We start from the raw sequence: 1532 nt of genomic DNA on the forward strand, positions 1-1532 counted from the left end.
ACCCGGAAGCTAAGACCCACTGCGCCGATGGTACTGCACTCGGGAGGGTGTGGGAGAGTAGGTCACCGCCGGACAATTTGTCCCGGAACCCCTGAACACTGTGTGTTTGGGGGTTCCGATGTTTAACCCCCAAACCCCCGGATATTCCTTCTGCTGGGGTTCGGGTGTGTGGCCTCTACCGGTGTGGGGGCCACACCTCGTTAATAAGGGGGAGGGGTGTGCGGGCCAGCCTATTGGTCTTGTGGTGTTTTGGTTGCCTGCGCCCACACCACACCCACTAACACCGGCGGAAAACAGGGCACGTTTCTTTCCAGCGATTCCGTATCCCGTATGCACCTGGGCGTTAGTAGAGGTCGGTGCGGAGAGTTTGGTTCTCTTCCGTTTCGGCACTGTTCTCGACGTTCGCCGGCACGGTATCGATCAGAGGCGGTTGCGCGTCTGGCGATGATCTCCAAAAGCTGCACTCTGTGGACAAGACAGACGGTTCAATGGTGCACTTCCGGGCACGGTTTAGGTTTCTGATCTCAAGCGCCCACTAATCCGCTCAGCACGGCGCCAACTGGCGTTGGGCGTCGCGTTGTCTGGTGATGTAAAGTCACGTTGCTGGAGGATGCTGCCACGTCCGTTCAGAGTACATTGGCGACGTCTGAATGACGACCACACCCACCGTCTTGACCGTCTGCGTGGATGTAGGAGCCGGCCCTTATGCAGACGCCGCGTGCAGGATGTTTAGTCGAGGCTTTCGGTAGCACGTGTGGGTCGATCGGGTAGCAGCGCCGGGAGTACCGGATAGCACCGTGGCAGCGAGCTGCGGCATTGGTTTTCGGTCGGGGGGCGGCCTCGTCCGATCTGGTGTGGGTGTGACGGCGCCGCCTCGGCCCGAGCCTGCCAATATGAGCATCTCGTATCAGCCAGGGGCACGGCGTGTCGGGAGTCAGCCCGTACATCCGATTCCACTCGCCGTCCCCGGCCTCAATCCCGCAGAAGAATGCAACCCCCAGCCGGCGTGACTAAAAGCGCTACCCGATCCGTCCGCGGGCGCTACCGGATCGACCCACAGGTGCTATGCAAAGCCAACTCTATACACAGGACACGCAGGGCCGGGCCGCCTACGGAGACGCTTTCCGGCAGGATCCCTGTGCAGCGGCCCCGGTATCGCCGGCAGGGTGGATTCCGCCGCACATTTCCCTTGGTTGGCAGTGCTCGGCAGCCTGCAGGGCCGACCGGTCCGGACCGGCCCTGGTCCCTGCGCGGCACCCAGCACCGCGCAGGCAAAGTGGCTCCAAGCAATGCCACTGGTGGTTCCCACGGAGAATATTCGCGTTTTTCCCTTGGTGGCCCCCACTCGCAATATTGCTGACCCCCAAGCAGTCAAATATTCAGCTGAATCTCTCCGGGCGCACGCGCTGTCAATGGCAGTTTGAAATTGCCCATCGGCGGCCAACGAAAATGACCAGTGGCGGCAGCCCCTTGACCACCAGCGGCAATACGAATTGACCACTGGCGGCAACGGAATTGACCAGCCGAACGGG

At 61.4% G+C, this 1532-nt stretch carries 1 rRNA gene; it reads left to right on the top strand.

Annotation, left to right across the window (positions count from 1 at the left end):
• Positions 1–74 (top strand): 5S ribosomal RNA (gene rrf, locus ABEA12_RS18735); the annotation flags it as partial.
• Positions 75–1532 lie beyond the last annotated feature (1458 nt).

The organism is Paeniglutamicibacter antarcticus, assembly GCF_039544305.1.
In the GTDB taxonomy this organism is placed as follows: Bacteria; Actinomycetota; Actinomycetes; order Actinomycetales; family Micrococcaceae; genus Paeniglutamicibacter; species Paeniglutamicibacter antarcticus_C.